20 protein-coding genes are annotated in these 20,604 nt (G+C 61.3%); 15 read left to right on the forward strand and 5 right to left on the reverse strand.

Translation table 11 applies throughout. The features are described from left to right. The 3 genes from J3P88_RS28980 to J3P88_RS28990 all read left to right on the forward strand — a co-directional run bounded on the left by J3P88_RS28980 (position 1) and on the right by J3P88_RS28990 (position 2,607). The gene (locus J3P88_RS28980) at positions 1–1,125 is read left to right on the forward strand and encodes a methionine ABC transporter ATP-binding protein (RefSeq protein WP_434573080.1); all 1,125 of its coding nucleotides are present in this window, start codon (positions 1–3) and stop codon (positions 1,123–1,125) included. After that, on the forward strand, positions 1,115–1,759 hold the full coding sequence (locus J3P88_RS28985; RefSeq protein WP_434573082.1) for a methionine ABC transporter permease: 645 nt from the start codon (positions 1,115–1,117) through the stop codon (positions 1,757–1,759). The genes J3P88_RS28980 and J3P88_RS28985 overlap by 11 nt, the downstream gene beginning before the upstream one ends. A 221-nt stretch (positions 1,760–1,980) precedes the next feature. Beyond that, on the forward strand, positions 1,981–2,607 hold the full coding sequence (locus J3P88_RS28990; RefSeq protein ID WP_434573083.1) for a class I SAM-dependent methyltransferase: 627 nt from the start codon (positions 1,981–1,983) through the stop codon (positions 2,605–2,607). 194 nt (positions 2,608–2,801) lie between these two features. Here J3P88_RS28990 and J3P88_RS28995 read toward each other — a convergent pair whose 3' ends face one another. Further along, on the reverse strand, positions 2,802–3,368 hold the full coding sequence (locus J3P88_RS28995; RefSeq protein WP_434573085.1) for a transporter substrate-binding domain-containing protein: 567 nt from the start codon (positions 3,366–3,368) through the stop codon (positions 2,802–2,804). 132 nt (positions 3,369–3,500) lie between these two features. Between J3P88_RS28995 and J3P88_RS29000 the strand changes: the two genes are divergently transcribed. Beyond that, the gene (locus J3P88_RS29000) at positions 3,501–3,926 is read left to right on the forward strand and encodes a DUF4399 domain-containing protein (RefSeq protein WP_250961822.1); all 426 of its coding nucleotides are present in this window, start codon (positions 3,501–3,503) and stop codon (positions 3,924–3,926) included. Positions 3,927–4,121: 195 nt separating this feature from the next. Here the strand turns inward: J3P88_RS29000 and serA are convergent, their stop codons facing one another. Further along, positions 4,122–5,351: a phosphoglycerate dehydrogenase gene (serA, locus tag J3P88_RS29005; protein ID WP_053117264.1), complete on the reverse strand. Its 1,230-nt coding sequence runs from the start codon at positions 5,349–5,351 to the stop codon at positions 4,122–4,124. Between the two features lie 204 nt (positions 5,352–5,555). On the opposite strand from serA, the gene J3P88_RS29010 reads away from it, so the two are divergent. The 4 genes from J3P88_RS29010 (at position 5,556) to J3P88_RS29025 (ending at position 9,871) form a co-directional block, all read left to right on the forward strand. Further along, positions 5,556–6,956: an FAD-binding oxidoreductase gene (locus J3P88_RS29010; protein ID WP_434573087.1), complete on the forward strand. Its 1,401-nt coding sequence runs from the start codon at positions 5,556–5,558 to the stop codon at positions 6,954–6,956. A gap of 36 nt (positions 6,957–6,992) precedes the next feature. Further along, positions 6,993–7,658 carry a fumarylacetoacetate hydrolase family protein gene (locus J3P88_RS29015; RefSeq protein WP_434573089.1) on the forward strand — a complete coding sequence of 222 codons (666 nt, stop codon included), beginning with the start codon at positions 6,993–6,995 and terminating at the stop codon, positions 7,656–7,658. Between the two features lie 246 nt (positions 7,659–7,904). Next, entirely contained in the window at positions 7,905–8,837 is a 933-nt protein-coding gene (locus J3P88_RS29020; protein WP_434573091.1) for an SdiA-regulated domain-containing protein, read from the forward strand. A 119-nt stretch (positions 8,838–8,956) separates the two neighbouring features. After that, positions 8,957–9,871, forward strand: coding sequence for an SdiA-regulated domain-containing protein (locus tag J3P88_RS29025; RefSeq protein ID WP_434573093.1), 915 nt, complete (start codon positions 8,957–8,959; stop codon positions 9,869–9,871). Positions 9,872–10,012: 141 nt separating this feature from the next. Here J3P88_RS29025 and rpiA read toward each other — a convergent pair whose 3' ends face one another. Beyond that, positions 10,013–10,687 (reverse strand): ribose-5-phosphate isomerase RpiA, encoded by a 675-nt coding sequence (gene rpiA / locus J3P88_RS29030; protein WP_186730346.1) that lies wholly within the window; start codon positions 10,685–10,687, stop codon positions 10,013–10,015. 300 nt (positions 10,688–10,987) lie between these two features. Here rpiA and ilvA point away from each other — a divergent pair, with 300 nt between their 5' ends. Then, on the forward strand, positions 10,988–12,502 hold the full coding sequence (gene ilvA, locus J3P88_RS29035; RefSeq protein ID WP_186707331.1) for a threonine ammonia-lyase, biosynthetic: 1,515 nt from the start codon (positions 10,988–10,990) through the stop codon (positions 12,500–12,502). 45 nt (positions 12,503–12,547) lie between these two features. Beyond that, positions 12,548–12,973: a DUF2269 family protein gene (locus J3P88_RS29040; RefSeq protein WP_434573096.1), complete on the forward strand. Its 426-nt coding sequence runs from the start codon at positions 12,548–12,550 to the stop codon at positions 12,971–12,973. A gap of 87 nt (positions 12,974–13,060) precedes the next feature. On the opposite strand, the gene J3P88_RS29045 is transcribed toward J3P88_RS29040, so the two are convergent. Further along, the gene (locus tag J3P88_RS29045) at positions 13,061–13,717 is read right to left on the reverse strand and encodes an HAD family hydrolase (RefSeq protein ID WP_434573098.1); all 657 of its coding nucleotides are present in this window, start codon (positions 13,715–13,717) and stop codon (positions 13,061–13,063) included. 143 nt (positions 13,718–13,860) lie between these two features. Between J3P88_RS29045 and J3P88_RS29050 the strand changes: the two genes are divergently transcribed. Continuing rightward, complete coding sequence (locus J3P88_RS29050) at positions 13,861–14,340, forward strand: RNA pyrophosphohydrolase (protein ID WP_003186867.1); 480 nt, start codon at positions 13,861–13,863, stop codon at positions 14,338–14,340. Between the two features lie 22 nt (positions 14,341–14,362). Further along, positions 14,363–16,642 carry a phosphoenolpyruvate--protein phosphotransferase gene (gene ptsP / locus J3P88_RS29055; protein WP_186707334.1) on the forward strand — a complete coding sequence of 760 codons (2,280 nt, stop codon included), beginning with the start codon at positions 14,363–14,365 and terminating at the stop codon, positions 16,640–16,642. A 126-nt stretch (positions 16,643–16,768) separates the two neighbouring features. Here ptsP and J3P88_RS29060 read toward each other — a convergent pair whose 3' ends face one another. Then, positions 16,769–17,515 carry an NRDE family protein gene (locus tag J3P88_RS29060; protein ID WP_434573100.1) on the reverse strand — a complete coding sequence of 249 codons (747 nt, stop codon included), beginning with the start codon at positions 17,513–17,515 and terminating at the stop codon, positions 16,769–16,771. Positions 17,516–17,843: 328 nt separating this feature from the next. On the opposite strand from J3P88_RS29060, the gene J3P88_RS29065 reads away from it, so the two are divergent. The 3 genes from J3P88_RS29065 to J3P88_RS29075 all read left to right on the forward strand — a co-directional run bounded on the left by J3P88_RS29065 (position 17,844) and on the right by J3P88_RS29075 (position 20,526). Then, positions 17,844–18,626, forward strand: a complete 783-nt coding sequence (locus J3P88_RS29065; protein WP_434573102.1) for a sulfite exporter TauE/SafE family protein — start codon at positions 17,844–17,846, stop codon at positions 18,624–18,626. A gap of 69 nt (positions 18,627–18,695) precedes the next feature. Then, positions 18,696–19,505 (forward strand): prolipoprotein diacylglyceryl transferase, encoded by an 810-nt coding sequence (gene lgt / locus J3P88_RS29070; protein ID WP_053117240.1) that lies wholly within the window; start codon positions 18,696–18,698, stop codon positions 19,503–19,505. Between the two features lie 49 nt (positions 19,506–19,554). Beyond that, complete coding sequence (locus J3P88_RS29075) at positions 19,555–20,526, forward strand: thymidylate synthase (RefSeq protein ID WP_434573104.1); 972 nt, start codon at positions 19,555–19,557, stop codon at positions 20,524–20,526. The last annotated feature ends 78 nt before the right edge of the window (positions 20,527–20,604 follow it).

Genomic DNA, 20,604 nt, shown 5'->3' on the forward strand with positions numbered 1-20,604 from the left:
ATGAACGCCGTCAACGCTCGACTCCGCCACGAAGCCCCCGCGCCGCAAAGCGCCGACCAGACCGAACTGCACCCGGAGCTGAACCGCGCCCACGTGCGCTTCATCGGCCTGGGCAAGACCTACAACGGCGCCCAGGGTCCGGTGGCCGCGTTGCAAGGCATCGACCTGGCGATCCAACGCGGCGAAGTGTTTGGCATCATCGGCCGCAGCGGCGCCGGCAAATCCTCACTGATCCGCACCATCAACCGGCTCGAACGACCTACCAGCGGCCGGGTGTTGATCGATCGGGTGGACGTTGGCGAACTCGATGAAGACCGCCTGGTGGAACTGCGTCGACGCATCGGCATGATCTTCCAGCACTTCAACCTGATGTCGGCCAAGACCGTGTGGCAGAACGTTGAATTGCCCTTGAAAGTCGCCGGCGTGCCCAAGGCGCAGCGCCAGCGCAAAGTCCGCGAGCTGCTGGAACTGGTGGGCCTGCAAGGCAAGCATCTGGCCTATCCGGCGCAGCTTTCCGGTGGGCAGAAGCAGCGGGTCGGGATTGCCCGGGCGCTGGTGCATGACCCGCAGATATTGCTGTGCGACGAGGCCACCTCAGCCCTGGACCCGGAGACCACCCAATCGATCCTCGGCCTGCTGCGCGAGATCAACCAGCGGCTGGGCCTGACCATCGTCTTGATCACCCACGAGATGGCGGTGATTCGCGAAGTCTGCGACCGGGTGGTGGTGCTCGAGCAAGGACGAATCGTCGAGCAGGGCCCGGTCTGGGAAGTTTTCGGCAACCCTCGACACGAGGTCAGCCGGACGCTGCTGGCGCCGTTGCAACACGCCATCCCGGAGGAACTGCAAAGTCGCTTGCAGGTGCAGCCGGCGCCGGCTGACGCGGCGACGGTGCTGCGCCTGCAATTCACTGGCGCAGGTGATGATGAAGTAGACCTGGCCGCCTTGTTCAGTGCCCTCGGTGGGCGGGTGCGCTTGCTGCACGGCGGCATCGAACGGATTCAGGGCCACGGGCTGGGTCAGTTGCTGCTGGCCGTGAGTGGTTCGTCGTGGGGTGCCGAGGAGCTGCGCCAACGGGCGGGCAATTGGGCGCAACGGGTGGAGGTACTGGGTTATGTGGTTTGATCGGTTGTTGCAGGGTTTCATCGACACGTTCCTGATGGTCGGCGTGTCGTCGTTGATCGCATTGATGGCGGGCATACCGCTGGCGGTGATCCTGGTCACCAGCGGCAAGGGCGGGATCTATGAAGCGCCAGTCTTGAACAAGGCCCTGGGCGCGTTCGTGAACCTGTTCCGCTCGATACCGTTCCTGATCCTGATGGTGGCGCTGATTCCGTTTACCCGGCTGATCGTCGGCACCACCTATGGCGTGTGGGCTGCGGTCGTACCGCTGACCATCGCCGCCACGCCGTTCTTCGCCCGCATCGCCGAAGTCAGCCTGCGGGAAGTCGACCATGGCCTGATCGAAGCGGCCCAGGCCATGGGTTGCAGGCGCTGGCACATTGTCTGGCATGTGCTGCTGCCCGAAGCCCTGTCGGGCATCGTCGGTGGTTTTACCATTACGCTGGTGACCATGATCAACTCCTCGGCCATGGCCGGAGCGATCGGCGCCGGCGGCCTGGGCGACATTGCCTACCGTTATGGCTACCAGCGTTTCGACAGCCAGATCATGCTCACGGTGATCGTGTTGCTGGTGGCGTTGGTGGCCGTGATCCAATTGGGTGGTGACCGCCTGGCACGGGGCTTGAACAAACGCTGAGCTGTGGAAGCAGTTGACCTGTTGGGGGCAATCCAACCTGTGGGCAGTTGACCTGTGGGGGCAATTCAACCTGTGGGAGCAAAGCTTGCTCGCGATAGCAGTATTCCATCCAACATGGATGCCAGCTGGACGACCGCAATCGCGAGCAAGCTTTGCTCCCACAGGCAGGTCAGCGGGCTTGCGGTATAGTCGGCTGACACTCCTCACCCAAGCCCGCGATCATGAAACACACCACCGAAGACCTGCACGCCATCACCGCCACGACCCTGGGCCATTACAACGCCGTGGCGGAAAGTTTCCGCGAAGGCACCCGCGATCACGATGTCAGTCAGAACATCGACGCCTTACTGCGCCATATCCAGGGCCAGGCACCGCTGCACATCCTGGATCTGGGCTGCGGCCCGGGGCGCGACCTGCGCACATTCACGGCCTTGGGTCATGTCGCGGTCGGCCTCGACGGCTCAGAAGAATTTGCCCGGATGGCGCGCCAGGACAGCGGCTGCGAGGTGTGGCAACAAGACTTCCTGGAGCTCGACCTGCCGGCCGAACGCTTTGACGGGATTTTCGCCAACGCGGTGCTGTTTCATGTCCCCGTCCAGGAACTGCCGCGGGTGCTCAAGCAATTGCGCGCCACGCTCAAGCCCGGCGGCGTGCTGTTCAGCTCCAACCCTCGGGGCGAAAACCAGGAAGGCTGGAACGGCCAGCGCTTCGGCGCCTACCACGACCTCGCGGCCTGGCAAACGCTGCTTGGCGAAGCGGGCTTCGTGGAACTGGAGCACTACTACCGACCGGCGGGGCTGCCGCGCGAGCAACAGCCTTGGCTGGCGAGTGTCTGGCGTAGACCTTGAAGGCAAACCCGCCCGAACCGGATGGATGCTAACCCCTGTGGCGAGGGAGCTTGCTCCCGCTGGGCCGCGAAGCGGCCCCAATCCGGATGATGTGATTTTCCAGGCAGACGGCGTCATCGGCTTTACGACGGCTGCGCCGCCGAGCGGGAGCAAGCTCCCTCGCCACAAGAGTTGCGCTTGATTCAAGGTTTTCCTCAGTCCTGCTTAACCAACCACTTCTGCGACAACTGCTCCAGCCTCCCATCATCCTTGATCCGCGCCAGGGCATTATCCAGGCTGGCCTTGAACGCCGGGTTGCCCTTCTGGAACGGAATTACCAGGCTCGGCGGCGGGCCGCTCTTTTCTTCCGGCTGGAACGACTGCGCCATGACCAACGGACGCTGCGGCTCTTCCTTGCTCGCCAGCAGTTGCGCATCCGGACGGCTATAAGCCGCACTGAGGTCGAAACGTTCCGCCAGTTCCGGGGTCATTGCTATGTGGTTGATGGCAACGTCGTATTTGCCGCTTTCCACACCGGGCAGCAGATCCGCGGCATCGGTGACGACGAAGTCGGGGCGTACATCCAGCTCGGCCGCGAGCATTTCACCCAGCTCCACTTCGAAACCGGTGAGTTTGCCGTCTTCCTTGAAGTTGAAGGGCGCGGTGTTGGCCTCGAGAGCAATGCGCAGCTCGCCACGGTCATTGATGTCGTCGATCAGTTCGGCATGAGCCAGGGGGCTCAAAAGGGGTAGCAGGCAGATCAGGCCAGGCAGGAAACGCATGGTCACTCCTAGTATTTATACAAGCGACGCTCGTTTCAGGCTCGCTTTGCTATGGTTGTTGCAGGCTTCGACAACGATTGGCCATGAAGTTGTGATGGCCAGGCGGATTTCATGGAAAAACTGGAGAAAAAAATGAAAAGCTTTATGTCTCGTGCCGCGTTGGCCGGTCTGTTATTGGGCGCTTCGATGCTGGCAAGTGCCGCGACGCCGGCGCCCAAAGGTGCAGAAGTGTTCATCGTTTCCCCGGAAGACGGCGCCACGGTCGCCCAGGAATTCAAGGTCAAGTTCGGCGTCAAGAACATCGCCCTGGCCCCGGCGGGCGATGTGACCAAAAATACCGGCCACCATCATTTGCTGATCGATGTCGACGACGTACCCGCCGAAGGCGCGCCGATTCCGACCGACGCCCACCACATGCACTTCGGCAAGGCACAGACCGAGGCCACCATCAAACTGGCCCCGGGCAAGCACACCTTGCAATTGATCCTGGGCGACAGCGGCCACATGCCGTTCGACCCGTCGATTGTGTCCAAGAAAATCACCGTCAATGTGAAGTAACACAGCACCGGCTGGCACTACGCAGATCCCTTGTGGGAGCGGGCTTGCTCGCGAAGGCGGTGTATCAGCTGGCAATATATCGACTGGCACACCGCCTTCGCGAGCAAGCCCGCTCCCACAGGGGGTTGATGGCGTATCAGATAAAAAAACGGGAGCCCTTTGGGGCTCCCGTTTTTCATTGCAAGCCAGGCTAGCTTAGAACAACACGCGGCAACGAATCGTGCCATTGATGTGCTGCAGCTTCTCTTGCGCCAGGTCCGAGTATTCGGCGTCGACGTCGATCACGACGTAGCCGACTTTCTCGTTGGTCTGCAGGAACTGACCGGAAATGTTGATGCCGTTTTCGGCGAAGACCTTGTTGATCTCGCTCATCACACCCGGAATGTTCTCGTGGATGTGCAGCAGGCGGTGCTTGCCAGGGTGGGCAGGTAGGGCCACTTCCGGGAAGTTCACCGACGATACCGAGGTACCGTTGTCGCTGTACTTGACCAGTTTCTCCGCCACTTCCAGGCCGATGTTGGCTTGGGCTTCAGCGGTGGAACCGCCGATGTGCGGGGTCAGGATCACGTTGTCCAGGCCACGCAGCGGGCTCTCGAAGATGTCGTCGTTGGAGCGCGGCTCCACCGGGAACACGTCGATGGCGGCGCCGATCAGGTGCTTGTCCTTGATCGCGTCGGCCAGGGCGTCGAGCTTGACCACGGTGCCACGCGCGGCGTTGATCAGGATCCCGCCTTTCTTGATAGCGCGGATTTCCTTCTCGCCGATCATCCACTGGGTGGCAGCGGTTTCCGGCACATGCAGGGTCACGATGTCGGACATGCCCAACAACTCGTGCAAGTCGTTGACCTGGGTGGCGTTGCCCAGGGGCAGCTTGGTCACGGTGTCGTAGAAGAACACCTGCATGCCAAGGCCTTCAGCCAGTACCGACAACTGCGTGCCGATCGAGCCGTAGCCGACGATACCCAGCTTCTTGCCGCGGATTTCGAAGGAGTTGGCCGCGCTCTTGATCCAGCCGCCACGGTGGCAGGAAGCGTTCTTCTCGGGGATGCCGCGCAGCAGCAGGATCGCTTCGGCCAACACCAGTTCGGCAACGGAACGGGTATTGGAGTACGGCGCGTTGAACACCGCGATACCGCGCTCGCGCGCCGCGTTGAGGTCAACCTGGTTGGTGCCGATGCAGAAGCAGCCGACCGCGACCAGTTTCTTGGCGTGGTCGAAGATCTCTTCGGTCAGTTGAGTACGGGAGCGAATGCCGATGAAGTGAGCATCGGCGATCTTTTCCTTGAGCTGGGCTTCCGGCAGAGAACTGGTGATGTACTCGATGCTGGTGTAGCCCGCCGACTTGAGGACGTCGACAGCCGATTGGTGGACGCCTTCGAGAAGAAGGAACTTGATCTTGCTCTTATCGAGAGAAGTCTTGCTCATCTGCGTAAACCTGTGTCCCGGAGAAAAATGGCAGGGAATCGGACAGCGCATGCTGGCCCGACCGGCGTGACAGCCGTCGCCGCAGAACAGCCGTTGGGCACTACGCTGCGGGGTCGGTATGCTAGCATACGCCCCCCGCAAACACTCATTCCTGCGACGTGAAGCGTTCTCAGGATGACCATGAATTGTTAGAGAGTTCTGTCGATGACCCATCCTGCCGTGATAGATGAGCTGAAGACCCTGGTTGAGCCTGGCAAGGTCTTGACCGATGCCGACTCCCTGAACGCTTACGGCAAGGATTGGACCAAGCATTTCGCCCCGGCGCCTTCGGCCATCGTCTTTCCCAAGACCACCGAACAGGTCCAGGCCATTGTGCGCTGGGCCAATGCGCACAACGTCGCGCTGGTGCCGTCAGGCGGGCGCACCGGGTTGTCCGCCGCCGCCGTGGCCGCCAACGGCGAAGTGGTGGTGTCATTCGACTACATGAACCAGATTCTCGACGTGAACCTCACTGACCGCACTGCCGTGTGCCAGCCGGGCGTGGTCACCGAGCAACTGCAGAACAAGGCTGAAGAACATGGGCTGTACTACCCGGTTGACTTCGCTTCGGCAGGCTCCAGCCAGATTGGCGGCAATATCGGCACCAATGCCGGCGGAATCAAGGTCATTCGCTACGGCATGACCCGCAACTGGGTGGCGGGCATGAAGGTCGTCACCGGCAAGGGCGACCTGCTGGAACTGAACAAGGACCTGATCAAGAACGCCACCGGCTACGACTTGCGGCAGCTGTTCATCGGCGCCGAAGGCACCCTGGGCTTCGTGGTCGAGGCCACCATGCGCCTGGACCGTGCGCCAAAGAACCTCACCGCCATGGTGCTCGGCACCTCGGACTTCGACTCCATTATGCCGGTGCTGCACGCCTTCCAGGGCAAGCTGGACCTGACCGCTTTCGAATTTTTCTCCGACAAGGCCCTGGCCAAGGTCCTCGGTCGTGGCGACGTACCGGCGCCATTCGAAACCGAGTGCCCGTTCTACGCGCTGCTGGAATTCGAAGCCACCACCGAAGAGGTCGCCAACCAGGCCTTGGAAACCTTCGAGCATTGCGTGGAACAGGGCTGGGTGCTGGACGGTGTGATGAGCCAGAGCGAAACCCAACTGCAAAACCTGTGGAAATTGCGCGAGTACATCTCCGAAACCATCTCCCACTGGACGCCGTACAAGAACGACATTTCGGTGACCGTCTCCAAAGTCCCAGCCTTCTTGCAAGAAATCGACGAGATCGTTGGCGAACATTACCCGGACTTCGAAATCGTCTGGTTCGGTCACATCGGCGACGGCAACCTTCACTTGAACATCCTCAAGCCAGAAAACCTGAGCAAGGATGAATTCTTCGCCAAATGCGCGACCGTGAACAAATGGGTCTTTGAAACCGTCGAGAAGTACAACGGCTCGATTTCCGCCGAACACGGCGTGGGCATGACCAAGCGCGACTACCTGACTTATAGTCGTTCGCCAGTGGAGATCGAATACATGAAAGCCGTGAAAGCCGTATTCGACCCGAACGGCATCATGAACCCGGGCAAGATTTTCGCGGTTAACGCCTAAAAAACACCTGATGAACCCCAGAGCAGGAGTCGGTAAATGAGCTATCAGCACCAGTATGTCGACGGTACACGTATTCATTTCCCGCTAGGAAAAATGGTGTGCATTGGCCGCAACTACGCCGAACATGCCAAGGAACTGGATAACCCGGTGCCCACCGAACCCTTGTTGTTCATCAAGCCGGGCAGCTGCGTGGTGCCGCTGGAAAGCGGTTTCAGCATTCCCGCCGACCGTGGCTCGGTGCACTACGAGGCGGAAATCGCCGTGTTGATCGGCAAGCCGCTGTCCACCAAGCCCAGCGTTGAAGAGGTGCTGGACGCGATCTCCGGCTTCGCCCCGGCCCTGGACCTGACCCTGCGGGACAAACAGGCCGAGCTCAAGGCCAAGGGCCTGCCGTGGGAAGTCGCCAAGTCCTTCGACGGCGCGGCAGTGATCGCGCCATTTGTCTCGAAGGATACGTTTGCCGACCTGACCGACATTCCCGTGCGCCTGACCATCAACGGTGAAGTGCGCCAGGACGGCAACAGCAGCCTGATGCTCAACCCCATCGTGCCGATGATCCAATACATGGCCGGTTGTTTCTCGCTGCAGGCCGGCGACGTGATCCTCACCGGCACCCCGGCGGGCGTCGGGCCGCTGAATGCGGGCGATGAACTGATCCTGGAACTGCCAGGGGCGAGCCGCTTCGAGAGTAGCGTTCGCTAACTCGGTTTTGTGACCACTACAGATCAAATGTGGGAGCGGGCTTGCTCGCGAATGCGGTGTATCAGAAACATATATGTCGACTGACACTAAGCATTCGCGAGCAAGCCCGCTCCCACATTAGAGATCCAGGCTTTCCTGAAGACCGAAGTTTTACCGTTTTTTTCACATGCCATCCGGATAATTCCGAGGAATGCGGCATCTGAGCCAGCCACTCCCTTAGCCGAACTTTCTGGAACGCATTCCCCGATGGCCAAAACCCAAACACTGCCTGCCGCCAAGCCTGCCCGCCGCTCTCGCTTCGCCCTGCCCTGGTATGCCTGGTCGCTGCTGGCGGTGGCTGCAGCCTATGGCTTGGCGTTTGCGATGCATTGGGACGACCGCGGCCTGCTTTGGCTGTCGGAACACTTCCAGAGCCCGGCCCAGCGCCAGGAAAGCATCTGGTTGCCAGACTATCGCGCCGTGATCGACGCCAAGCCGCTACCGGGCATGGAGAAGGACGAAGCGTCCGATGTGACCTATAACTCGCAGACCAAGACCCTGTTCGCAGTCATGGGCAAGAACCCATTCCTGGTGGAGCTGACCCTGCAAGGCGACGTATTGCGCAAGATGCCATTGGTGGGCTGGGGCAATCCGGAAGGCGTGGCGTTTATGGAAAACGGTCTGCTGGCCATTACCGATGAACGAAAGCACCTGCTATCGATCGTTCAGGTCGATGCCGACACCCGCGCGCTGAACATCAATGATTTTCCTCGCTATGACCTGGGCACGTCGAAGAATCAGAACAAGGGATTCGAAGCCATCGTCTGGGACCCGAAAAATCAGCAACTGGTCCTCGGTGAAGAGCGCCCACCTGCGCTGTTCACCTGGAAAAGTGACGGTAGCCAGTTGCTCAAGGGCGATAAGCAGATCCATGTCAGCAACGAATTGGACCTTCGCAACCTTTCAGCATTGGCCGTAGACCCCCGCACCGGTCACATGCTGGTGCTGTCAGCCGACTCCCATCTATTGCTGGAGTTGGACGAAGAAGGCGAGCAGGTCAGCTTCATGACCTTGCTAGGCGGCTTCAACGGCCTGAAAGACACGATCCCTCGTGCCGAAGGTGTCACGATCGATGAGGCCGGTAACCTGTACATGGTCAGCGAGCCGAACCTGTTCTATCGTTTCGAAAAACAGCGCTGACAACTAACTCTGTAGGATAAGTCCTGCTTCGCTGTAGGGTGTGGCACGCAGCCATTAAGTTTCAGTTCAGGCAGCCGTGGTATTTCCACCCACCTGTTCTTATCCGAGCCCACCCCAACATGCGTCGACTCGCCCACCCCAAATCTTTGATCCTGATACTGCTGACGCTGGTGCTGATCAGCCTGATCGCCGTCGGCCAGCACCTGCGCCTGTTCGAACGCGCCTGGTTCAACCTGAATACGCTCTGGAAAAATACCAGCGAACAGGCCATTGCCCTGGATCAATACCGGGTCACCGTCGAGGCGCGGGTGATCGAAGGCCTGGATGATGATGTTTCCGCGCTGACGTTCGATCCGGTCCGCAAGAGCCTGTTCACTGTCACCAATAAAAACGCCGAGCTGATCGAGCTGTCGCTGGATGGCAAGATTCTGCGGCGCATCGCCCTGATCGGCTTTGGCGACCCGGAGGCGGTGGAGTTCATCAGCGAAGACACCTACGTCATCACTGACGAGCGCCAGCAACGGCTGATCAAGATTCACTTGGAAGACAACACCCAATTCCTCGACGCCGCCGACGCCGAGCAGATATCCCTCGGCGTGCACATGAGGAGCAACAAGGGGTTCGAAGGACTGGCCTACGATTCGGTGGGCAAACGCCTGTTCGTGGCGAAGGAACGCGACCCGATGCTGATTTACGAAGTGCACGGGTTTCCCCACCACAATCCGGAAAAGTCCTACGCGGTGCATGTGATCAACAACCCCAAGCGCGATGCCGGGCTGTTCGTACGCGACCTTTCAAGCCTGCAATACGATGAACGCAGCGGCCATTTGCTGGCGCTGTCCGATGAGTCGCGGTTGATTATCGAGTTGGATATCGACGGCCGACCGTTGAGCACGCTCTCATTGAGCAAGGGCCGCCAGGGGCTGCAACAAACCGTACCCCAGGCCGAAGGCCTGGCCATGGACGACGATGGCAACCTGTACCTGGTGAGCGAGCCGAACCTGTTTTATGTGTTCACGAAGCCGCAGCCTTGATCCTGGTCTGACGCAGAACCATGTGGGAGCGGGCTTGCTCGCGAATGCGGTATATCAGACACATATATGCCAACTGACACACCGCATTCGCGAGCAAGCCCGCTCCCACAGGACTCGAGCTTAAATCAATAGCCCCTGGGCCTACTCAGCCCGCAGGGTCTTCACCCCATCAGCAGTCCCCAGCAACAGCACATCCGCCGGGCGAGCAGCGAACAAACCGTTGGTGACCACGCCGACGATGGCGTTGATCTGGCTTTCCAGTTCCACCGGGTTAGTGATCTGCAGGTTGTGCACATCCAGGATGATGTTGCCGTTATCGGTCAGCACGCCTTCGCGATACACCGGGTCGCCGCCCAGCTTCACCAGTTGGCGGGCCACATGACTACGGGCCATGGGGATAACTTCCACCGGCAACGGGAACGCGCCGAGTACCGGCACCAGTTTGCTGGCGTCGGCAATGCAGATGAAGGTCTTGGCCACCGCCGCGACGATCTTCTCGCGGGTCAGGGCCGCGCCGCCGCCCTTGATCAGGTTCAGGTGCGCGTCGCTTTCATCGGCGCCGTCGATGTAGAACTCCAAGTCGCTGACGGTGTTGAGTTCGTACACCGGGATCCCGTGGCCCTTGAGGCGCGCAGCGGTCGCTTCGGAGCTGGCGACTGCGCCATCGAACGCACCCTTGTGTTGCGCCAGCGCGTCGATGAAGCAATTGGCCGTGGAGCCGGTGCCGACCCCGACGACGCTCTTGTCATCCAGTTTCGGGAGGATGAGGTCGACGGCGGCCTGGGCCACGGCCTGTTTGAGTTGATCCTGGGTCATGCGGGCTCCGAAGGTGCCGAGAGAGAACGAAAGGCCGGCATTATAGGCGCCGAAAGGGCCCTGGTCATTGCCTGATTGGCACCGAGCCAGTGTGGCGAGGGAGCTTGCTCCCGCTCGGCTGCGAAGCAGTCGTGATTGATGTCTACCGCATATCGAAGGGGGCCGCTGCGCGACCCAGCGGGAGCAAACTCCCTCGCCACGGGGGTTTCTGCGCTCAAAGTGCCTTAATCGTATGGTCGCCCAGCCAAAAGCCGGGTTAGACTCCTTGGCCCTGCCCAACCCGCTCAGTGATGCTTTCCGATGCTTGAACAGTACGTCAAAAAGATCCTCACCTCGCGCGTTTACGACGTTGCCGTAGAAACCCCGCTGCAGGCCGCTCGCCAGCTCTCCGAGCGGCTGGGCAACAGCATCCTGCTCAAGCGTGAAGACTTGCAGCCGGTGTTCTCGTTCAAGATTCGCGGGGCCTACAACAAGCTGACCCAGCTCAGCGACGAAGAACGCGCACGCGGCGTGGTCACGGCTTCGGCGGGCAACCACGCCCAGGGCCTGGCCCTGGCGGCCAAGGTGCTGGGGGTCAAGGCCACCATCGTGATGCCCAAGACCACGCCGGAAATCAAAGTCGAAGGCGTGCGCTCCCGTGGCGGCAAAGTAGTCCTGCACGGTGACTCGTTCCCCGAAGCCCTGGCCTATTCGCTGAAACTGGTCGACGAAAAGGGCTACGTCTACATCCACCCGTATGACGATCCCCACACCATTGCCGGGCAGGGCACCGTGGCGATGGAAATCCTGCGCCAGCATCCTGGGCGCCTCGATGCGATCTTCGTCCCGGTGGGCGGTGGCGGGCTGATCGCCGGGATCGCGGCCTACGTGAAATACCTGCGCCCGGACATCAAGATCATCGGCGTCGAGCCGGACGACTCCAACTGCCTCCAAGCGGCCATGGCCGCAGGCGAGCGCGTAGTGCTGCCGACCGTGGGGCTGTTCGCCGACGGCGTTGCCGTGGCACAGATCGGCCAGCACACCTTTGATATCTGCAAGCACCACGTGGACGAAGTGATCACCGTCAGCACCGACGAGATCTGCGCCGCCATCAAGGATATCTACGACGATACCCGCTCGATCACCGAACCTGCCGGTGCATTGGGCGTGGCCGGGATCAAGAAATACGTCGAGTCACGGCACATCAGCGGCCAGACCCTGGTGGCGATCGACTCCGGCGCCAACGTCAACTTCGACCGCTTGCGCCATGTCGCCGAGCGCGCCGAGCTGGGCGAGGGCCGCGAAGCGATTATCGCCGTGACCATCCCCGAGAAGCCGGGCAGCTTCAAGGCGTTCTGCGAAGCAGTGGGCAAGCGCCAGATCACCGAATTCAACTATCGCTACAACACCGGCAGCGAAGCGCACATCTTCGTCGGCGTGCAGACCCACCCGGAAAACGACCCGCGCAGCGCGCTGATCGCCAGCCTGACCGAACAAGGCTTCCCGGTGCTGGACCTGACCGACAATGAACTGGCCAAGTTGCACATTCGCCACATGGTCGGCGGGCATGCGGCCCATGTCATCGACGAAGTGGTGCTGCGCTTCGAATTCCCGGAACGTCCGGGGGCGCTGTTCAACTTCTTGAACAAGCTGGGTGGGCGCTGGAATATCTCGATGTTCCATTACCGCAACCATGGCGCGGCGGATGGTCGTGTGGTCGCCGGGCTCCAAGTGCCCCACGATGAACGCCACCTGGTCCCGGCCGCCCTGGAAGAAATCGGCTACCCGTACTGGGATGAAAGCGATAACCCGGCCTATCAGTTGTTCCTGGGTTGATAAAGGCGGGCTAGGCTGTGAGCAAGACTTAAGGAAATCGAACCCATGGAAACATTGACCGCGCTGAAGATCGCCCACGGCATCGCCACTGTATTACTGCTGGCGGGTGCACTGGGGCTGGCCATCTGGGTCTGGCGCACGCGCCGCAACGGCGACGCCACGGCGGCTGCGCGCACACTGCAACGTCCGCGGCTGTTCATCTGGCTGGTCATGATCCTGGCGCTGACTAGCCTGCCATTCACCGGCTGGTGGATGGTTCATCAAATCGGCTGGCCACTGGGACAGACCTGGCTGCTGGCTTCCAGCGTGCTCTACACCTTGGCGGCGCTGGCGGGGTTCTGGCTGCTGGTGCGGCTGAACACATTGCGCAAGACGCCAGGCGGTAGCGGGAAGTTTACCTTTGCCCTGGCACTGTTCAGTGTTGTCTGCTTTGTGGCCATTGCGGGGTTGATGGGGGCCAAGCCGGTTTAAAACACAGTCTGTGGGAGCAAAGCTTGCTCGCGATTGGCATCCTTTGCATCGCCTAAAGCCAATCGCGGGCAAGCCTTGCTCCCACAGTCAATTGCGCAACGAAATCACCGGCCAACCCCGCTTCTGGGCCTCAGCCCGAAGATTCGGATCCGGATCCACCGCCACCGGATGCGTCACCGCTTCCAGCAACGGCAAATCGTTCATCGAATCGCTATAAAAGTAGCTATCGTCGAGCGAGTACCCGGTTTCTTCCAGCCAACGGTTCAACCGGGTCACCTTGCCCTCGCGGAAACACGGGATGTCGGTGCTGCGTCCGCTGTAGCGCCCGTCGACCATCTCGCACTCGGTGGCAATCAGGGTTTCGACCCCCAGGCGCTCGGCAATTGGCGCGGTAACGAAGCGGTTGGTGGCGGTGATGATTACCAGCTTGTCGCCGGCGTCACGGTGCTTTTTCAGCAGTTCGATGGCCTGGGGCAACACGATCGGCTCGATGCAGTCGCGCATGTAGTCCAAGTGCCACTGGGCCAGGATGTGCATTTCGGTACGGCCGAGGATTTCCAGGCAAAAGTTCAGGTACTCGGCATTGTCCAGCTTGCCGGCCAGGTAATCCTGGTAGAACGCGTCGTTGCGTGCCTTATAGGTGACAGCGTCCAGAAAACCGCGCTCGCACAGGTAATCGCCCCACGCGTGGTCGCTGTCGCCACCCAGCAATGTGTTGTCCAAGTCGAATAAAGCCAGCCGCATCGCAGTTACTCGCTGAAAAATCTAAAGAAAGGCGTCCAGAATACGGACTTTTCACAAGAGTGCACATAAGCTAGGGACGCTCGTTGCTGCTTTCACAACCTTTGTGGAACAATGCGGCGACATGCGTTTGCGAGGTTGTTGCCGTGATCGATCCCGATGGTTTCCGTCCCAATGTGGGGATCATTCTTACGAATGATGCTGGGCAGGTGCTATGGGCACGCCGTATCAATCAAGACGCCTGGCAGTTTCCCCAGGGTGGGATCAACCCCCAGGAGACGCCGGAAGAGGCCTTGTACCGCGAGTTGAATGAAGAAGTGGGGCTTGAGCGCGAAGATGTCGAAATACTCGCCTGCACCCGAGGCTGGTTGCGCTATCGTTTGCCGCAACGCCTGGTCAGGACGCACAGCCAACCGCTGTGCATCGGCCAGAAGCAGAAATGGTTTCTCCTGCGCCTGATCTCCAACGAGCAGCGGGTGCGGATGGATTTGACCGGTAAACCGGAGTTCGATGGCTGGCGCTGGGTCAGCTATTGGTATCCGTTGGGCCAGGTGGTGACATTCAAGCGCGAGGTGTACCGACGCGCCCTCAAAGAGCTTGCCCCGCGCCTGCTGACGCGCGACTGACGACGGAGTTCGACCCCGAGCCATGCTCAATACGCTGCGCAAGATCGTCCAGGAAGTTAACTCCGCCAAGGATCTCAAGGCGGCGTTGGGGATTATTGTATTGCGCGTCAAAGAGGCCATGGGCAGCCAGGTCTGCTCGGTCTACCTGCTGGACCCCGAGACCAATCGTTTCGTGCTGATGGCCACCGAGGGCTTGAACAAGCGCTCCATCGGCAAGGTGAGCATGGCGCCCAATGAAGGCCTGGTCGGTCTGGTCGGCACGCGCGAAGAACCCCTGAACCTCGAAAACGCCGCGGATCACCCGCGCTACCGCTACTTTGCCGAAACGGGTGAAGAACGCTACGCCTCGTTCCTTGGCGCACCGATCATCCACCACCGCCGCGTCGTCGGCGTGTTGGTTATCCAGCAAAAAGAGCGCCGACAGTTCGACGAAGGTGAAGAAGCCTTCCTTGTAACCATGAGCGCGCAACTGGCCGGGGTTATCGCCCATGCCGAGGCCACTGGCTCGATCAGCGGCCTGGGTCGCCAGGGCAAGGGTATCCAGGAAGCGAAGTTCGTCGGTGTGCCCGGCTCACCGGGCGCGGCAGTGGGCACGGCGGTGGTCATGTTGCCGCCCGCCGACCTCGACGTGGTGCCGGACAAGACCGTCGCCGACATCAATGCCGAACTGGGCTTGTTCAAGACCGCCATCGAAGGCGTGCGCGCCGACATGCGGGCCCTGTCGGCCAAGCTGGCGACGCAGTTGCGCCCCGAAGAACGCGCACTGTTCGACGTCTACCTGATGATGCTCGACGATGCCTCCCTGGGCAGCGAAGTGACCACCGTCATCAAGACCGGCCAATGGGCCCAGGGTGCGCTGCGCCAGGTGGTGACCGACCACGTCAACCGTTTCGAACTGATGGACGACGCCTACCTGCGCGAACGCGCCTCGGACGTCAAGGACCTTGGCCGTCGCTTGCTGGCGTACTTGCAGCAGGAGCGCCAGCAGACCCTGGTCTACCCCGACAACACCATCCTGGTCAGTGAAGAGCTGACCCCGGCCATGCTCGGCGAAGTACCCGAAGGCAAGCTGGCGGGCCTGGTCTCGGTACTGGGTTCGGGCAACTCCCACGTGGCGATCCTGGCCCGGGCGATGGGCATTCCGACGGTGATGGGCCTGGTGGACCTGCCGTATTCCAAGGTCGACGGCATCCAGATGATCGTCGACGGCTACCACGGCGAGGTCTACACCAACCCCAGCGACGTGCTGCGCAAGCAGTTCGCCGATGTGGTGGAGGAAGAAAAGCAACTGTCCCTGGGACTGGATGCGCTGCGGGACCTGCCGTGCATTACCCTCGATGGCCACCGCATGCCATTGTGGGTCAACACCGGCCTGCTGGCCGACGTCGCCCGGGCGCAGAAGCGTGGCGCCGAAGGTGTGGGGCTGTACCGCACCGAAGTGCCGTTCATGATCAACCAGCGCTTCCCCAGCGAAAAAGAACAGTTGGCGATCTACCGCGAACAACTGGCCGCGTTTCACCCACAACCGGTGACCATGCGCAGCCTGGACATCGGCGGCGACAAGTCCCTGTCCTACTTCCCGATCAAGGAAGACAACCCGTTCCTCGGCTGGCGCGGCATCCGCGTGACACTCGACCACCCGGAAATCTTCCTGGTCCAGGCCCGCGCCATGCTCAAGGCCAGCGAAGGCCTGAACAACCTGCGCATCCTGTTGCCGATGATCTCCGGCACCCATGAACTGGAAGAAGCCCTGCACCTGATCCACCGGGCCTGGGGCGAAGTCCGTGACGAAGGCACCGACGTGCCGATGCCGCCGGTCGGCGTGATGATCGAGATTCCGGCCGCGGTGTACCAGACCAAGGAACTGGCGCGGCAGGTGGACTTCCTGTCGGTGGGTTCCAACGACCTGACCCAATACCTGCTGGCCGTGGACCGTAACAACCCACGGGTCGCCGACCTGTACGACTACCTGCACCCGGCGGTGCTGCAAGCCTTGCAGAACGTGGTGCGTGACGCCCATGCCGAAGGCAAGCCGGTCAGTATCTGCGGCGAAATGGCCGGCGACCCGGCGGCCGCGGTGCTGCTGATGGCGATGGGGTTCGACAGTTTGTCGATGAACGCCACCAACCTGCCGAAAGTGAAGTGGATGCTGCGCCAGATCAACCTCAGCAAGGCCCAGGAATTGCTCGCGGAAGTGATGACCATCGACAACCCGCAAGTGATCCACAGCTCCTTGCAACTGGCGCTGAAGAACCTTGGGTTGGCGCGGATGATCAATCCGGCTTCGAACAAGACCCTCTAGACAGTTCAGCGAGCATTTGTGGCGAGGGAGCTTGCTCCCGCTGGGCTACGAAGTAGCCCCAAGGCTTTTTTGGGCGGGCTTCGCCCACCAGCGGGAGCAAGCTCCCTCGCCACAAGTGACTCTCATTCAAGTGTGTAGCGCCACCTCCCCCAAATGCCCCCCATGGGGTCCGAAACTGCGCTCGACCATCTGCCGCGTCCCATCGGCATGGACAATCAGCGCCGTACTCGCCCGTGTCCCATAAGCCGGGCTGGCGATGAACACACTCGACAACAATGCCTCGGTCGCCAGCCCGACGCCGGTGTCGGGCAGTTCGGCCACCGGCGCGGGTTGTGGATCGTTCAGCAAGGCCAACAAGGCCTGGGGTTGCGGATCGCCCAGCACCTCCTCCAGCGCCAACCGGGCCTTGAGCAACTTGGGCCATGGCGTGTTCAGCCCAGCATTCGACAGGCCATACACGCCCCTGGCCAATTGCTGTGGCCGGGTATCACGGGCGTTGTAGTGCCAGAGCTCGGCGCCATCGCCGAGCAGCAGGTTGAAGCCACCGTACTCGCCAGCACGGGGCACGACTTCGCTCAGGTAGTCGGCAATCGACAGATTCCCGGTGAGGAACCGCGCCACCAGTTCACCGCGGGACTTGAAGGCCGGCAATTGGCCAGGGTCGCGGATGTTGGTCAGCGCGGCAAAACGGCCCTCGGCGCCGATGCCGAGCCAAGTACCGCCGGCTTCGAGGTCGCGCCCTGCATGGACATGGGGCGCGTCAGGCCATTGGGCCAGGGGCAAGGTCGGCCGGGCGTAGAACTCGTCGCGGTTGGCCGCCACGACCAGCGGCTGGGCGTGGCCAGGGCGCCAGGCAAATACGATCAGGCACATCAGGTTGTCCTGTTATAGGAATAAAACCGAGCAGCGCTTTTTGTGGCGAGGGAGCTTGCTCCCGCTGGGCTACGAAGTAGCCCAAATCCAAGGGCCAGGCTTGTCAGACCGATCACCCTGGCTTTTTCGGGAGTGCTTCGCACTCCAGCGGGAGCAAGCTCCCTCGCCACAACAGCGGTTCGCCATCCGGTGTCGTGATGCAGACACCCGAGTGTTTCCAGCCACTCTACTCACACATCGCCCCGGCATCCATCGCCTTCAGTAGAGCCCAAGCCCCTCGATCCGTTACCATGCCGCTCTTATTTCGGGGATGGGCGGGGAGAGTCTGGTGGAATTTGTGCTCTATCTGCTACTCGGCGCCTGCGCCGGCGTACTGGCCGGGTTGTTTGGCGTAGGGGGCGGGATCATCATCGTCCCGGTGCTGGTATTCAGTTTCACCCTGCAGGGCTTCGACCCGCAGGTGTTGACGCACCTGGCCGTCGGCACCTCCCTGGCGTCGATTATCTTTACCTCGGTCAATGCCGTGCGCGAACATCAGCGCAAAGGCGCGGTGCGCTGGCCGGTATTCGCCTGGATGACCGTCGGCATCCTGATCGGTGCCGGTTTCGGCGCGATCACCGCCGAAGCGATTTCCGGCCCGCACCTGCAAAAGATCATTGGCGTGTTCGCCTTGATCGTTGCCGTGCAACTGGCCCTGGACTTCAAGCCCAAGGCCAGCCGCACCGTACCGGGCAAGGCCGGGCTGACCGTGGCTGGCACGGTGATCGGCTGGGCCTCGGCGATTTTCGGCATCGGTGGTGGTTCGCTGACCGTGCCGTTCCTGACCTGGCGCAGCGTGCCGATGCAACAAGCGGTGGCGACCTCATCGGCCTGCGGCTTGCCGATCGCCCTGGTCAGTGCATTAAGTTTCATGATTCTGGGCTGGCACGATCCGTTGCTACCGGCCCATAGTTTCGGTTTTGTGTATTTGCCGGCGCTGCTGGGCATCGCCTTGACCAGCATGGTCTTTGCCCGCTTTGGTGCGCGGCTGGCCCATCGCCTGTCGCCACGCTTGCTCAAGCGCTTGTTCGCCGCCTTGCTATTCTGCGTGGGGGTGAGTTTTCTGCTCTGACGCAATCCTGGCTTAATCCCGTGGTGGCAGCGTCGCCCGGGTATTTTTTGACGTTTACGAGGAATATCAATGCTGCCTTACCCGCAGATCGATCCGGTAGCCCTGGCCATCGGCCCGCTGAAAATCCACTGGTACGGCCTGATGTACCTGATCGGTATCGGCGGCGCCTGGTGGCTGGCGTCGCGCCGGCTCAACCGCTTCGACCCGACCTGGAACAAGGAAAAGCTCTCCGACCTGGTGTTCTGGCTGTCCATGGGCGTGATCGTCGGCGGACGCCTGGGCTACGTGCTGTTCTACGACCTGAGTGCCTACCTGGCCAACCCGACGCTGATCTTCGAAGTCTGGAAAGGCGGCATGTCGTTCCACGGTGGGTTCATTGGTGTGATGCTGGCGGCGCTGTGGTTCGGCAAGCGCAACAACAAGTCGTTTTTCGAGCTGATGGACTTCGTCGCGCCGATGGTGCCGATCGGCCTGGGTGCCGGGCGCATCGGCAACTTCATCAACGCCGAGTTGTGGGGCAAGCCGACCGACGTGCCCTGGGCGATGATCTTCCCGCCGTTCAGCGACCCGGCGCAGTTGCCGCGCCACCCGTCGCAGCTGTACCAGTTCGCCCTTGAGGGTGTGGCACTGTTCCTGATCCTCTGGCTGTTCTCGCGCAAGCCGCGCCCCACCATGGCGGTGTCGGGCATGTTCGCGCTGTTCTATGGCATCTTCCGTTTCATTGTCGAATTCGTCCGCGTGCCGGATGCCCAGCTCGGCTACCTGGCGTGGAACTGGCTGACCATGGGCCAGGTGCTGTGCCTGCCGATGATCATCGGTGGCCTGGCGCTAATCTGGCTGGCTTATCATCGCGCGCCGGCTGCGGCGGCCAAGGTTTAAAATTCGAACCCCGGGGCGCAGGCCCCGGGTTCAAGGACACAGGTAACCCATGAAGCAATATCTCGATCTGGTGGCCCACGTCATCAAGAACGGCACCAAGCAAGCCAACCGCACCGGTGTGAACACCATCAGCTTCCCCGGCGCCATGCTGCGCTATGACTTGAAGGAAGGCTTTCCCGCCATCACCACCCGCAAGATGGCCTTCAAATCGGCCATCGGCGAGATGTGCGGTTTTCTCCGTGGTGTGAACAATGCCGCTGAGTTTCGCGCCCTGGGCTGCAAGGTCTGGGACCAGAACGCCAACGAAAACGCCCAGTGGCTGGCCAACCCGTTCCGCCAGGGCGAAGACGACCTGGGTGAGATCTACGGCGTGCAGTGGCGCAAGTGGCCGGCCTATAAGCAGATCCCGGTAAGCAACCCGGCGGCCATCGAGCAGACGCTGGCCCAGGGTTACCGGCAGATCGCCGAGGGCGAAGAAAACGGCCAGGCCTACGTGGTGCTGTACAAGGCCATCGACCAGGTTCGCCAGTGCGTCGACACCATCATCAAGGACCCGGGCAGCCGGCGCATCCTGTTCCACGGCTGGAACTGCGCCCAGCTCGATGAAATGGCCCTGCCGCCGTGCCATCTGCTCTACCAGTTCCACCCGAATGTCGAGACCAGGGAAATTTCCCTGACCCTCTACATCCGCTCCAACGACCTGGGCCTGGGCACGCCGTTCAACCTCACCGAAGGCGCCGCGCTGCTGAGCCTGATCGGCCGCCTGACCGGCTACACGCCGCGCTGGTTCACCTATTTCATCGGCGACGCCCACGTCTACGAAAACCACTTGGACATGCTCAACGAACAGCTCACCCGCGAGCCGTTCCCGATGCCCAAGCTGGTGATTTCCGAGCGCGTGCCGGAGTTTGCCAAGACGGGTGTGTATCAGCCGGAGTGGCTGGAGCAAGTCGATCCGAGCGATTTTTCCCTTGAAGGCTACCAACACCATGCGCCGATGACCGCGCCGATGGCGGTCTAAGCCACGCTACCTCTCCCTGTGGGAGCGAGCTTGCTCGCGATAGCGCCCTCACATTCAATACTTATGTGACTGACCCAC

It is taken from the genome of Pseudomonas sp. Z3-6, from assembly GCF_051131985.1.
GTDB lineage: Bacteria > Pseudomonadota > Gammaproteobacteria > Pseudomonadales > Pseudomonadaceae > Aquipseudomonas > Aquipseudomonas zanjanensis.